Genomic DNA, 15,385 nt, shown 5'->3' on the forward strand with positions numbered 1-15,385 from the left:
TCCGAATTCAGGATAGGCTAGCCAGCACATGGCCAGTGAGGTTGCAAAGCGACTGTGTGTAGGTCGCGAAGAAGTCCGGCAAGCCAAAAGCCAGGCCCCGATCCAGTTGCAGCAGGCAGGAAACGCCGCCATCCGGTTCGACGCCCAGCGTGATGCCGAGGGGGAAGCCAAAGTTATCCAGCGCGTAGGTGCCGGTGATGGCTGCATTACCCTCACCCAGATCTTCGTTATGGAAATTGACGAAGTTGAAGCTGGCCCCGATACGCTGCGCAGGCTCGCCCAGGGCTTCGATACATGGCAGCGGGAAGCGGGCATAGGGCTCCAGCCCCATCAATTGCGCCTGCACCCAGATGCTGCGATCTACGCCCTCGCCTTCGGGCAGACGCGTACCGAATGGCATCAGGTTCCAGTACAGGCCCATGGCCTGGAACGGATCCGACAACTGCTCGCTGCGACCATTGCTGACAACACCGATGACGGGATTTAGCCCCCGCGCTTGGAGTGCTTGCATATAGGCGGTCAGAAAGATCGCCTTGGCCGTGAGGTTGTGAGCCTGCCCCAGTTGGTTGACGGCCTGCACCAAGCCCGTATCAATGGCTTGGGTCTGGGCCGCATAGCGCGGCCCGGCCACCGCAGCGGTGATGGGATAGCTGGCGGACATCCCTGCCATCCGCTGCCGCCAGAAAGCCGTCTGTTCCGGGTCTTGCACCAGTGCATGCTGTATCAGTGCGTATTCCTTACATACATTGACTGGCGCCAATGCGACCGTCTCCACGCCCTGCACAGCATCACGGTAGTGCCGCGATACCCGGTTCAGGAACACCACATTACCCCAGCCATCCTGAATGGCATGATGGTTGGAGAACACCACCTCGGCCTGGTCGGCGGCCAGCTGCATGATTGCGGCACGTGCCAGCGGTGCGGAGAGATCGAATGGATCAAAGCCGTTTTGCCGGTCTTCCTCCAGCCATCGCTGTACTGCCTCGCCTTGCGCTACCGCATCCAGTGCTCGCAAGTCGCGCTGGACGACCATCACGCCCGATGCGGGCAGTTGCACCTGAAAGCAGGCACTGCCGTGAGCGACAAAACGGGTCTTGAAGTTGGGGGCATCGCTGGCTGCAACAATAGCCTCTGCCAGTGCCCCGATATCCAGCCCAGGCATGTGGATGCGTAGGGCCTGCTGGGCATGGAAGATGCCGTGCCGGGCGCTATCCTCGGCATATCTCGCTATCATGTAGCGCTGCATCTCGGTAGCCGGATAGACATCCTCATAAAGCTGCCGCAATCCGTTCGGCACAGGATCGCCCGCAGGGATGGTGTGCTGGGCCGTCTTGGCCACACCGCCACTGGCCAGGTAGCTGGCCAGCGCACGGATGGTCTGGAACTTGAAAATATCCATGACCGTGAGTGCCAGCCCTTGCTGACTAGCCTCATAGACGACCTGGATGCTGCGGATGGAATCGCCGCCGACGGCGAAGAATCGGTCAGTGACACTGATCTCGGTGCGCCGCAACACCTGCTGCCAGATCTGCAGCAGCACCTGCTCCAGGCGTGTCTGCGGCAGCTCCAGGGTAGTCCGCTCCTCCGCAGCTTCGGCCAGCTTCACCATTGCAGCACGGTCCAGCTTGCCATTGGGCAAGTGCGGAAACTGCTCAATGGCCAGGGTGCGCGACGGCACCATGTAAGCGGGCAGGAACTGGCTCGCATGGGCTAGCAGTTGCGCCTGGGTAGTCGTCGCCTGGCATTGCACCAGGGCCACCAATTGCGCCCCCTCGGCCACGACTGTGATGGCCCGCTGCACGCCGGGTGCAGTGCTCAGTACAGCGTCGATTTCCGTCAGCTCGATCCGCTGGCCATGCAGCTTCACCTGCTGATCCATCCGTCCCAGGTAGCGAAGCGCTCCATCAGGCAGCAACCGGGCGAGATCCCCAGTCCGGTAGAACAGCTGGTCCAGGCCATCTGGCATGAAGCATTTTTCATCGGTCAGATCCTGACGGTTCAGGTAGCCCGAAAACAGGCCTGCCCCCCCTATGCACAGCTCGCCAGCGATACCGATGCCTGCCAGGCGCCCCTGCGCATCCACCACGATGATCTGGGTATTGTCGATGGGGCTGCCTATGTCGGCAGCCTCGCCATCATCGGGGCTACATAGCTGATAGGTAGCGTCGATGCAGGCCTCTGTAGGGCCATACAGATTGCAGAGGCTGGCCGACAGCCTGGCGAAGCATTTCTGCCGCAGGCGTCGGGTAAGTGCTTCGCCGCCGGCAAACACTTGCTTCAGCGCAGGCAGTGCCGTAAACGCCGGGTAATCCACCAGGGTATCCAGCAGCGAAGGCACGAATTGCGCTACCGTCACCTCGCGCTGCGCCATCAGATCCATCAGGTAGGCCAGGTCGTAGGCATTGTCCTGCCTGGCTATGACCATCGTGCCGCCTACCAGCAGCGGCGCCCAGAACTCCCAGACCGATGCATCGAAGCTGGACGAGGTACGCTGCAGAAAGACATCGTCAGCGGAGAAATCGAAACGCCCTATCATCCAGCGCATATGGTTGAACAGGGCACGGTGCGGAATCATCACCCCCTTGGGCGTGCCGGTGGAGCCCGAGGTGTACAGCACATAGGCCAGATCTTCGCCCGCTATCGCCACACCAAGCGGTGTGTCCTGCTGCGTTGCAGCGGTCCTTTCCAGTTCGGCCAAGGCAACGAACCGGGCATTGCCAGCATAGGCCCCGGACAGCTGCGGCTGGGTATCTCCCTCAACGAGAACCAGGCTGCTACCCGCGTTGTCCAGCATATAGGCCAGGCGTTCGCTCGGGTAATCCCTATCCAGCGGCATATAGGCCGCCCCAGCCTTGAGCACCGCCAGCATCGCCACGACGTAGCCTACCGAGCGGCGCTGATACAGGCCGACCAGCTGTCCCTTGCCTATACCCTCCTGTCGGAGTTGCCGGGCCAGTCGATTGGCACGTGCGTCGATCTCCACAAGCGCGCTGCGATGCGCATCGTCCATCACCGCCCCGTGGCCAGTGCCAGCCAGGGCAGACTCGAACCAGGCCACCACATTGGCGTCAGCCTCGAGTGGCACGACCGCACCCTGGCCCAGCGCCAGTACCTGCGCCTGCAAGGCAGGCGTCAACCGCAGGCCCAACTCGGCATCAGCTTCCGTGTCAGCCAGCCCCGCCAGCAGGCAGCACCACTGTTCCACCAGGCAATCGACAGTAGCCTGCGAATAGCTGTCTACGCCCGCCTCCACCATAAGGCAGCCATACCCCTGCTGCAGCCAGACCGAGCCCATTGCCCGGCAAGCGCCGCGGCCTACAGACAGCGCGTCTAGACTTGCTACCTGGCCAGCCAGGTTCAGCATGCGGAAGGCGTAGTGGGTAGCGTCGCCGCCGCCTTCCACCACGAAGCAATCCTGTTGCGCTCGCATTTCGGCGCTGGCATGGGCCACCGCCAGGAAGCTGGCGGGCGTGCGCAGATCACAGCCCTCGGGCAATACAAATGGCAGCGCCCGCTCCAGCGGCCCCAGGCTGTACGCCAACTCTGGCAGGCTGACGCCATCCAGGATGCGTGACACTGCCGGCAAGGCCTGGTCTACACTCAAGGTCTGCAATAGCCACAGCCAGCTGCCGAAGTACAAATCCTCCACCGGTAGTCCCCAGCGCTCGGCCTGCCTTGCCAGCGCCAGGCAGAGCGCCTCCGGCAGGGCGCGGCGTGCCTGCGGCAGCCCAGTGTGTTCGGCCTTCGCGGCCGTATCGAAAACCAGCCCTTTGCCGGTGGGCGCTGCCTGCTGGCTACGCCAAAAACGCCGCCCAGCCTCACTCTCGTCAGCCTGTGCCACCTCCTCCAGCCATGCCGACAGGTCGGCATACTGGATAGGCTCGACGTTTTCCGGCAACGCAGCCCCCCCCAGCAACTGCAGCAGCTGGACCAACGTACGGGCATCTGCCGCCAGCGGGGCAACAGCCAGTATCAGGTACTGCCTACCATCGGGCAGCAAGGCGGCCAGCGCGGCAATACCGGTTTCCACCCGCATCATTCCGTTGGCTTCTTCCCAACGCAAAGCCTTCATCTGCGCCACCGTGGCCTCATCCAGGTGACGCCAATCCTCTTCGCGCAAGCTCAGCATCTCGGCCGAATAGGCCAGCGGTACCTGTATGGGCTCACGCAGGCCAGCTTGCCGCGCGAAGCGGGTTCGGAGTATCTCGTGTTCGGCCAGCATGGCCAGCAAGCGGTGCCGCAGTTGCGTACTATCCAGTGCGCGGCCCAGGTGGCCGGCAATCGCGTGGCAATGGACTGGTCTATCCTCGCGGGAGCGTAGCGTCCACAGGTTGCGCTGCTGGGGTGAAAGGGCAAAGCCGTCCTGTGTGGCGACGACGGGTTCGGTAAGGTTGTTCACTGTGTTCTATCCCAGGTTGGGTGGGCGGCCTGAGCCGGCACATAGGGCTGGCCCATGGCAACCACAATGGCGCGAGGGCCTTGGAAGGGAAGACGGCCATGGGCAATCAGCATGTTGTCCAGCAGCACCATGTCGCCTTGCTGCCAGGGCGTCACGAGCGTGGCCTGCCGATAGGCGGCATGGATATGGGCAATGATGCCGTCGTCTATCTGCTGCCCGTCGCCCCAGCAGGTGGCGTAGGGCAGCGCTTCATGGTCGAACTGAGCCAACAGCCCCTGCCGCACCGGTTCGGGCAGGCTGCTGGGGTGCCAGAATGCAATATGGTTGAACCAGACATGCTCGGCGCTGATGGGGTGCTGCCGTATCGCTGGCCGCACCTGCCGAGTACGGATGTGCTCCTCGTCAAATATTTCGAGGTCAATGTCTGACTGTGCGCAGTAACGCCGCACCTCATCCAGGTCATCGGTATTGAAGGCCTTGCGCCAGCTCGGCCCCAGACCATTGCCGTAGTTGCGGATCAGCATCCAGCCACGCTCGGTAAATTGCTGCACGATGGCTGGATCCAGGTTCCCCAGCACCCGCCGGACATCCGTCAGCGGCGTCTCGCCACCTTGCGCCGGTGCGGTTCGACAGGCGAAACAGATCTTCATCGGCCAGCGCATGACATAGGACAACTCGTTGTGCTGGGCGATAGTCTGATCGTGCGGAAACTCAGTGGAGGTGTAGACGCCATCACCCAACTGGGTGCGCGGGGTAGCCCCTTCCATATACGGCTGGATATCCGGAATAGTGGCTTTGACCAGGTCCTGGAACAAGCCATTGCCATCGCCGCCAAAGCCCCGGAACACAATGCCACCATACTGCAGCAGCGCTGCCTCCACTTCGGGACGGTTCTGCTGCAGCCAGCCGATCAGGTCGACTGCAGCATGCGCCGGCTCAAGCAACCGCAAGCGGGTCTGTCCGCCTTGCAGCTCGCCACGCCGGATCAGGTCGGTCACTGCAACTGACTTACGCACCGCACTCAGGCGCGGTAGACGCGCCGCAACATCGATAGCCGTCATGGCAAAACTCCTTCGTGGGAGGAAACCGAGGGGATGGGCTTACGCAGGCGGTTGGCGCCCGTCAGGCGCTGGCGCAGGCTGTCGATCCCATCGCGCTGCCGCTGGGAAAAGGTGTTGCGTACTGCGGCCAGGGCGCTGCCCGGCTGTGCAGCGATCTGCCGTGCCATGCTCAGCAGATTGGCTTCCAGGGCGCGGATCGTATGCGGCTTGAAGTAATCGGCATTGAACTCCCACTCCCCCCGCAGCCCACCGTCTGCTTCAGCCAAGGTCAGCATCAGGTCTAGCTTGCAGCTACGGCTGCCCAGCACCAGCCGTTGCAAGGTGATCTCCGGCATGGCAGCTTCGCCAGATGCCGGGAAGTTCTGGAACACCAGCTTGGTCTGAAACAACGGATGCTGGGAGAGGCCGCGCTCCAGCCCCAAGGCGGAAACGATCTGCTCAACGGGCACATGCTTGTAGCCGTAAGCCTCCAGCGTATTGGTCCGGGTACGCTGCAGCAGCTGGGGGAAATCGCTGCAATCACGCAGGTCGGTGGCGATGGCGAGCTGGTGCACGAACAAGCCGACCAGGCGCTCTGTCTCCGCATGGTCGCGACCTGCCATGTCGGTACCCACCACGACTCTGTCCTGTTTGCTGTAGTCGGCGATGACCAGGTTGTAGATGGCCAGCAGCACCACAAACAGCGAGGTATCGTACTCAACCGCAATACGCTTGAGCGCCGCTGTCGTGTCGGCATCCATGGCGAAGCTGGACTCACCCAATGGATAGCTCGCCGCGGCATGTCGTGGGCCGTCGGTAGGCAGCAGCGGCAGCTCGCGCAAGAAAGCCAACGCCTCCACCCAGTAGGCCAGGCCGTGTGTCGCCGTATCGTCCTGAGCCTGGGCACGCTGCCAGACAGCAAAGTCGGTGTACTGTATGGGGAGCGGCGGCATGGCCGTGTCTGTCTCATGCTGCACCCGTTCCCGGTAAAACCCCACCAGCTCCGCCGAGATGACTTGCATGGACCACCCATCGGCAACGATATGATGCATGTTCAGCAGCAGCACATGCTCGTTGTCAGCCAAGCGAAACAGCGTCGCCGTGAATACCGGGCCTTGCTCCAGATCGAAGGGCTGCAGTACCTCGCGCTGCAGCGCCAGCATGCACACAGCCATGGGCTGGGCATGGCTGCTCAAGTCCACCTGCACCATGGACCAAGCGGAAAGCGGCGCGATCTGCTGGCGGCCAATGCCTTGCCTGCTGACGTAGCGGCTGCGAAGTATCTGATGGCGGGAGACCAGTGCTTGCAGCGCTGCGGCCAGCGCTCCGGTGTCCAGCCTACCATCCAGTTTCAGCGCTACCGGCAGGTTGTAGCTTGTGCTATTGCCCAGCAGTGCCTCGAACCACAAGCGCTGCTGGGAGAACGACAAAGGATAGTCCTCGGCAGGTGGCTGCGGTTCGATCGCCCGCCCCGTTGCCTGCTTGTCCTGCACCGACAGCCAGGCCGCCTGCTGCCGAATGGTAGGCTGCCCCAGGAACACCGCGAAAGCCGCGTCCACCTCCAGCTCATCACGCACCCGGCTGCACAGCCGCATCATCAGCAATGAATTGCCGCCCAGTTCGAAGAAACTGTCGGTCGCACCTACCGTGGTCAACCCCAAGACATCACACCAGATGCCTGCGAGGGCGGTTTCCAGCGCGCCCTGCACGGCCACCTGCCCGGCCTCGGCAAGCATGGCGGGCTCGGCGGGTGGGAGGCGATGGCGGTCAACCTTGCCGTTGGCACTGATAGGCATGGCAGGCAACAGCACGATGGCCGCTGGCAACATATAGGCGGGCAGGCGTATCTGCAGTGCGGCCCGCAGCTTGGCTGCAGTGCACTGCACACCCTGCGCCGGCACGACGTAGGCAGCCAGGTACTTACCCTTCTGAGGATGCTCACAGGCCATGACCATGGCCTCGCTCACCATGCCCAGATCCAGCAGGGCATGTTCAAGCTCGCCCAGCTCCACGCGGAAGCCGCGTATCTTCACTTGATGATCCATGCGCGAGAGATACTGCAAGGTGCCATCAGCCAGCCAGCGCACCAGGTCGCCGGTTCGATACAGCGTGCCGCCTGGGGCAAAGGGGTCGCGCAGGAATTTCTCTGCGTTCAGTTCTGGGCGGTTCAGGTAGCCACGGGCGACGCCCTCTCCTCCCACATGCAGTTCGCCCACGGCCCCATAGGGAAGCAGCTCTTGCTGGCTGCTCAGCACATAGCAACGGGTACCGCTGATCGGGCGCCCTATGGGGCAGGCATGCGGCAAGGCCGCCTGCACCTCGTAGCCGGTGGTGAAGGTGGTGTTCTCCGTGGGGCCATACATATTGAGCAGATGGCGTGGCTTGCCGGCCGCCACGACACGGTTGATCGATTGCGTCTCTGCCTTTTCGCCGCCAAACAGCAAGCACCTTAGACCGGCAAACATGCCTGGCCTCAAGGCCGCCGTCTGGTTGAACAGCGCCGTGGTCATCCACAGGACGCTGATACGCTGCTGGGCGAGTGTCGCCTCCAGGGCGGCAGGGTCCAGCAGCGTGTCGGTAGGGATGAAGCAGAGGCAGGCACCGTTAAGCAGTGCTGCCCAGACTTCAAAGGTGGTGGCATCAAAGGCACTGCTGGAAGCCTGGGCAACAATGTCGGCAGGGGTGATGTCGAGATAGTCAGGCGCACAAACCAAGCGCAATATTCCGCGCTGCTCAACCATGGCACCCTTGGGCATGCCTGTGGAACCCGAGGTGTACATCAAGTAGGCCAGGCGCCGGCCATCGCCTGCAGCAGGCATGGCGAGCGGCGCATCAAGGCTAACCGCGCCGTTGTACTCACCTACGACCAGGGTGGCTGCCAGGCTCGCCACAAAGGGCGCTGTCCGGCGGGAACACAGCAATAGCTCGCAACCCGCATCCTCGATGATCAGGCCTATGCGCTCCATGGGCGCAGCGGTATCAAGCGGCACGTAGGCGGCCCCCGCCAGCAACACCGCCAGCATCGCCACCACCATGTCGGCACCGCGCTCCAGATAGAGGCCGACCGGCTGTTCGTCGTGCAAGCCATGCTGTGTCAGCACCTCCGCCAGCTGGCGCACGCGCATGCCCAGTTCGGCGTAACTCAGGGTCTGCTCGCCGTCGACCAAGGCAGGTCGATCCGGATAGCACCTTACCTGTTCGAAGAAGACCTGCGGTACCGAGCCTGTCACCCCGGACGGTGCACCGCCTGCCAATGTTCCCAGCAGCAGTTGGCGTTCGCTGGCCGGCAACATGTCTATTTCTGCCAGCGGCGTATCCGGCAAGGCCACCAGCGACTGCAGCAGCAGGTCAAACTGCGCCGCCATGCGCGCTATGGTTTCAGCCTTGAACAAGGCGCTGCAGTACTCCCATTGCAGGGCCAGCCCGCCGTCATGCTCGGCCACACTCAAGGTCAGATCGAACTTGGCCGTGTGGGCCGGCATGGTGACGGCCGACAGCGCCAAGCCATCCAGCGTCACGGCAGCCGACTGGTTGTTCTGCATGGCAAACATGATCTGCACCAGCGGCGGGTGGCTGCTGGAACGCTCTGGATTCAAGGTTTCCACCAGCAGATCGAAGGGCACGTCCTGATTGCCATAATCCTGAGCGATCCGCGTCGCAGCTTCTGCTAGGGCAAGCCGGAACGAACTGCTGGCATCGATCGTATTGCGCAGCACCAGGGTATTGACGAAGAAACCGATCAAACCTTCAAGCTCGGGACGCAGGCGATTGGCAATCGGCGTGCCGAAAACCACCTCGCGCTCATTGCTCCAGCGCGACAGCAGTATGGCAAATGCCAGTTGCAGGCCTATAAAGGGCGTCGTGCCGCTGTCGCGGCAGAGCTGCCAAAACCTGCCCGTGCTTGCCCCATCCAAGGTGCTGGCATGGACTGCGCCGTCGTAGCGCTGCACGCTGGGCCGGGGAAGGTCGGTCGGTAGACCATGCAGGTGTGGAATACCATCCAGGCGCTGCCGCCAATAGTCGAGCTGGCGGTTCAGCCCCCCTTGTGCCAGCCAGGCGCTCTGCCAGACGGCGTAGTCGCCGTACTGTGCGGTCAGCACCGGCAGCGACACCGCCCGCCCCTGCGTGGCAGCGGCATACAGTTGCGTGAACTCGGCCACCAGAACGCCCATGGACCAGCCATCAGACGCAATGTGGTGCATGTTCAACAGCAGCACATGCTGCTCGTCGGACAACCGCACCAGCGTCGCGCGCAGCAGCAGGTCGGTCGCCAGCTGGAAGGGACGCGCGCACTCGGCGGCCATGAGCGCCTGCAAGTCCGTCGCCTGGCTCGGGCCTGCCGGCAGTTCCAGATATCCCAGCTCAAACCGGGTATCGTCGCGCACCTGGCACAGGGGCTCGCCATCCTGCTCGACATATACCGTACGCAGCACGCTATGGCGCTCGATGATGGCCTGGAACGCCTGTACCGCGGCCAGACGGTCAAGCTTGCCATCCACCCGCAGTGCCACGGGCATGTTGTAACTGGCACCTACGCCGTTCATTCGGTCCAACAGCCACAGGCGCCGCTGGGCATAGGAAGGAGGATAGTGTTGATGCGTACCGGCGCTGATCGGTGGCGCACCATGCTTCTCACGTGATTCGTGCTGGATCAGCAGGGCTAGCAAGGCGTCCCGGTGCTGCCTGATCAGCGCCCCCAGTTCCTCGGTAATGACCCCCTGCGCAGCCCGTGTCACCAGCTTGCCGTCCTTGATGCGCAACTGTACGCCCAGCGCGTTCAGGCGGTTGATCACTGCAATGGCATCTGTCATGGCCTACCACTCCATCTCTTCACTCGCCTGCGGCTCGGCGTGCTCAAGCGACAGGCGAATGCTGCGCGTGGCGGCAATCAGCTCGGCCATCTCGCGTATGGTGCGCGCACGCATCAATTCAGCCATCGATAGCGCCACATCGCATGATTGGCTGATACGCAGCAACAGGCGTGTCAGCAGCAGGGAATGCCCGCCCAGGGCAAAGAAATCGGCATCCACGCTGAGCGCCGTGCGCTCAAGCACGCCTTCCCACAGGCTTTGTATTTCGCGTTCCAGTGCGTTGGCAGGCGCCACATAGCGGTCTTGTGGGTTGAACTCGGGCAGAGGAAGTGCCTTGATATCCACCTTGCGATTGGCGGTCATGGGCAGCGACTCCAGGCAGGCCCACGACGCGGGCCGCATGTAGCCGGGCAACCGTTCCTTTACCTGGGCGATGACGCCATCCAGCCCGGCCCCATCCAGCACGACATAGGCTGCCAGTTGCTTGGCGCCCGATATTCCTTGCACCGGCATGACAAAGCACTGCACCACACCAGGCACCTCGCCGATGACCTGCCGCACCTCTTCGATCTCGACGCGGAAGCCCCTGATCTTGACCTGGCCATCCTTGCGGCCAACGAACTCAAGCTGCCCATCTGCCAGTAGCCGGACCAGGTCGCCCGTGCGATAGACGCGCTGCGACGGCATCCCGTCCAGAAGCAGCTGCACGAAGCGCTGCTGGGTCTGTTCCGGTTGATTGAGGTAGCCCGGCGACAAGGACAAGCCACCGATATGCAGCTCGCCTACCACGCCTTGCGGCAAAGGCTGCATATCCTTGCCCAGCACCCAGCAGGGACCGTTGTCCAGGGGCTGGCCTATGGGCACACCGCTGTAGCGATCAGGCTCGGCCGCCAAGATGCGAACATCGAAGGTCGTTGCCGTCACCGTTGCCTCAGCGGGGCCATAGACGTTGAGCAGGGCCACCTGCCCGCCAAACCGGCTTAGCCAGCGGTCTGCCTGCTCACGCGGCATGGCCTCGCCACCCACGGCGCAAACCCTTAGGCAGTCGAGCGCTGCCGCCTCTGAAGGCAACTCGGTACACAGCAGGTTCCAATAGGCTGTTGGCAAGGACAGCACGTTGATGCGCTCGCTGCCGACCAAGGCCCAGAACTCCGCCGCATCGGGTAGCCGGGGTGTCTCGCGCAACACCAGGGTGCTGCCGCTGAACAGGCTGGCCAGCAGTTCTTCGATAAAGACGTCGAAGCCGGTATTTGATATCTGCAGCAGACGTTCACCGGACTGCAGTCCATAGCGGCGCTGGATTGCCCCCAGGAAAGCCAAGGCATTGCCATGATTGATCGTGACGCCCTTGGGGCGCCCGGTCGAGCCGGAGGTGTAGATCACATAGGCCAAATCGTCCGACAGCACCACGGGCATCGCTGGTGGTGCCTCCCCCTCGTTGCTGGCCGCAGCCATGGCCTGCAGCAGATGGACCTGCACGCCTTCCGGCAAGCTGCCTACCCAACGGTCAGAATCGGCCACGATATGCCGCAGGCCCGACTCAGTCACGATGTCGTACAGGCGAGACTGGCTTTGCTCCGGGTCCAGCGGTACGAACACCGCACCCAATCGCCAGGTGGCCAGCAGCGCAATCACCATGTCCACCGAGGGCTGGGTATCAAAGCCCACCAGCTGACCGGCTTGTATGCCCAGTTGCCGTAGCTGTTGTGCCGCTATGGCGATACGTGCGCTCAACTCGGCATAGCTGAGCCACTGTCCGCCCTGCTTGATGGCCGGAAAGTCTGCATGCTCTTGCGCCAGTGCCGTAAAGACCGACATCAGGCTATCAGAGGTAGCTGTCGGCCCAGGCATGGCGGCCAGCCTTGCCATCAGCGCGGCATCGTCCTGACTCAGCAGCCGGGCCGCCGCATCCATCCCCTCGACCATCTGGGCCAGTGCCAGACAGAGATAGTGCTGCACGCGCCGGGCGAAGCCTGCATCAAACCGCGCGGCATCAAACGACACATGTATCTGGCCAACGTCGCGCTTCATGTCCATCACCACGAAAGCGACGCCCAGGCCCGTGCTTTCGAACTCGAACGCCCGCTTGCTGCGGGTTGCCTCGATACCGATATCTTCTGCCTGCTCCGTCACTGAAAAGTGGTTGTAGGTAAAGCTGGTTTCAAACAGCTCCCTGTCTGCGTGCAAACGCTTGATCTCGGATAGCGGATAGAAACGTTTGGCCCAGATATCCGCTTCAGCCCGATAGCAACGGCTAACCAGTTCAGCCCAGCTAGCCGGCCCGCAATCGAGCCGTAGTGGATGGGTAGACACATACAAGCCCAGCAGGTGGTCGCCACCAGCGATCTCAGGCCTACCGTGGGTGGTCAGCCCCACCAGCACATCGAGCTCACCGCTGAACAGGCTGATCACCTTGGCATAGGCCGCCAGGAACAAGGACTTCAACGGCACGCCCAGGGCGCCGGCCAGCCGGCGGCAATGCGCGAATTGCGCGGCAGGAATCTCAACCGGCGAGATCTGCTTGGCCGATTGGTCCCCGCCATGCTCGGTGTGTAGCTGGGTGTAGGGTGCGTCTGCCATATAGGACGACCAGAACGCGGCCTGCGCCGGGTCTGCCAGTGCAGCCTGCTCCGCTTCGATCAGCAGCCGGTAAGGCGCGGGGGGCAATTGCTGCGCGCTGACGCCTTGCTGCGCCAGCGTCGCGTACTCCGTCATCAGTTGGGTCATAAAGCTGGCCAGCGACCAACCATCCAGTATGGCGTGGTGCTCCAGCCAGATAAGCTCCAGCTCGCCCTCGGCAATCAGGTAGGCGTGTGCCTGGAACAAGGGCGGCGCAGCCAGGTCCAGCCTTTGCAGGCGCAACCGGTCGAGTTCAGCGGCAAGATGGGCATGCTGCGCTTCGGCCGACATCGCCCGCAAGTCGTAGACATGGATAGGTGGTTCCACACAGGCATGCACCAATTGCAAGGGTTCGGCATAGCCATGCAGCTGGAAGGAGGTGCGGAGTATCTCGTGGGCAGCCATCACATTGCGCATGGCGCTACGCATGCGCGCTATGTCCAGCCCGCCGCGATAACGCTGATTCAGCACATTGTGGTACAGCGAGTTATCGCTGCTGGCCAGGTTGTGATACACCATGCCTTGCTGTAGCCGCGACATGGGATACGCTGCCTCTATGCCGTCGGGCAGGCGCGCACGGTCTGCCTCGGATATCAGGTCAAACGCGCCGACAACCCGCTCGCCGGGCGCGGCATCCTGTTGCAGCCGCAGCGCCAGATCGGCAATGCAGGGGCAATCGAACACATCCGCTACCGTCATATGCCTGCCTGCCGCCTTGGCGCTGGCAACCAGGTTGACGGTTTTCAAGGAATCGCCACCCAAGGCGAAGAAGTTATCGTGCGTGCCTACCCGCTCCAGCTGCAGCAGCTCACCGACCAGTCTGCACAGCACTTGCTCTGCCTCGGTGACCGGGGCGACGTAGCGCTGCTGCCAGACATCATCACTGCCCGGTTCGGGCAGGCTATCCCGGTCTATCTTGCCATTATTGGTCTGCGGCAGCACCGCCAGGGGCACCACATGGGAGGGAATCATGTAGTCCGGCAGCACGCCTGCCAGATAGCGGTATAAGCTGGACTTCCAGTCCTCGCTCACCGGCTGACCCAGCACCAGGTAGGCCGCCAGGCTGCGCTCCTCGCCCTGGCCCATGAGCGTGACCACCGCATCCCTGACCGCCTCGTGGCCGATCAGATGCCGCTCGATATCACCCAATTCGATGCGAAAGCCGCGTAGCTTGACCTGGCCGTCATTGCGGCCGATGTATTCAAGTACGCCACCTTCCCGCTTGCGTGCCAGATCACCGGTGCGATACAGACGGCCGGTTTCGCCAAAGGGATTGTCGATAAACCGCTCGGCCGTCAGCTCGGGGCGATTCAGGTAGCCGCGACTGACGCCTGCCCCGCCCACATACAGCTCGCCGACCACGCCCTGTGGCACCGGCTTCTGGCGCTCGTTCAGGACATATAGCTTGAGGTCATCCAGGGCTAGGCCGATATCGCTGATGCCCTGTTCAACATCCTGTGCCAGCACGCGCTTGTAGGTCACGTGCACGGTGGTTTCGGTAATCCCGTACATATTGACCAAGGCCGGCGTCGCATCGCCGAAACGAGCCACCCAGCGCGCCAGCCGCATGGGTTCCAGCGCCTCGCCGCCAAAGATGACATAGCGCAGCTTGCCGGCATCATTCCTGGCCAGCAGCTCGGTCATCAGGTTGGAGAAAGCCGTCGGCGTCTGGTTGAGCACGGTCACGCCCTCCTGCAGCAGCAAGTCGGCCACAGCAGCAGGCGTGCGCGATACCTCATACGGCACGATAACCAGGCGGCCGCCATACAGGAGCGCCCCCCATATCTCCCAGACAGAGAAATCAAAGGCATAGGAATGGAACAGGCTCCAGACATCCTGTTCCGAGAAGCCGAAATGCCGCTCGGTGCTGGTAAACAGGCGTGTTACGTTGCCATGTTCAACCATCACGCCCTTGGGTTTACCGGTTGAACCGGAGGTGTAGATCACATAGGCCAGATCCTTGCCCGTGACCTCGGGCAAAACCACGTCCGGTACGGGCTCTGCCACCTCATCCAGCAAGCGCACCGGCGTACCGCAGTCTGCCAGGGCGGCCTGGTAACGGGAGACCGACAGCACCAGGCGGGCTTGTGCGTCCTCCCGGATAAAGCGCTGGCGCTCCTCCGGCACCGAAGGGTCGATAGGCAGGTAGGCTGCGCCCGCCTTGAGCACGCCCAGTATGGCAACGACCAGCGGCAGCCCACGATCCAGCGTGATCGCCACCAGCTCGCCCGGCTTTACGCCGGCGGCGACGATATGCCTTGCCAGCCCATCGGCCTGGGCATCCAGTTCGCCATAGCTCAGCTGCATTCCATCACAACTGACCGCGATCGCATCCGGTCTGCGCTTGGCCCAGTCCTCGAAACGGCCATGCAGCTTGCCTGTATCGTTAGCCTGACGGGCCAGGGCCAGCAGCCGTTGGCGTTGTTCCGGCGTCAGTTGTGCCAATCGTGCGCGCGCTTCGTCCGACACCTGCAGCGCGGGCTTGGTGTGTTCCTGCTTCATCATCGTATTGCTCC

4 protein-coding genes are annotated in these 15,385 nt (G+C 62.8%); all 4 read right to left on the reverse strand.

Annotated features, from left to right (window positions below; all coding sequences use genetic code 11):
• Positions 1-7: 7 nt before the first annotated feature.
• Genes V7714_RS08680 through V7714_RS08695 form a run of 4 tightly spaced genes read right to left on the reverse strand, consistent with a single transcriptional unit; the run spans position 8 to position 15,374 of the window.
• Positions 8-4,399 carry a non-ribosomal peptide synthetase gene (locus V7714_RS08680; protein WP_335709361.1) on the reverse strand — a complete coding sequence of 1,464 codons (4,392 nt, stop codon included), beginning with the start codon at positions 4,397-4,399 and terminating at the stop codon, positions 8-10.
• Positions 4,396-5,460: a TauD/TfdA family dioxygenase gene (locus V7714_RS08685; RefSeq protein WP_335709362.1), complete on the reverse strand. Its 1,065-nt coding sequence runs from the start codon at positions 5,458-5,460 to the stop codon at positions 4,396-4,398. Before V7714_RS08685 ends, V7714_RS08680 begins: the two co-directional genes overlap by 4 nt.
• Positions 5,457-10,250 (reverse strand): amino acid adenylation domain-containing protein, encoded by a 4,794-nt coding sequence (locus V7714_RS08690; RefSeq protein ID WP_335709363.1) that lies wholly within the window; start codon positions 10,248-10,250, stop codon positions 5,457-5,459. The genes V7714_RS08685 and V7714_RS08690 overlap by 4 nt, the downstream gene beginning before the upstream one ends.
• A gap of 3 nt (positions 10,251-10,253) precedes the next feature.
• Positions 10,254-15,374, reverse strand: a complete 5,121-nt coding sequence (locus tag V7714_RS08695; RefSeq protein ID WP_335709364.1) for an amino acid adenylation domain-containing protein — start codon at positions 15,372-15,374, stop codon at positions 10,254-10,256.
• Positions 15,375-15,385: the final 11 nt, after the last annotated feature.

This window comes from Chitinimonas sp. JJ19 (genome assembly GCF_036961565.1).
Classification (GTDB): Bacteria; Pseudomonadota; Gammaproteobacteria; order Burkholderiales; family Chitinimonadaceae; genus Chitinimonas.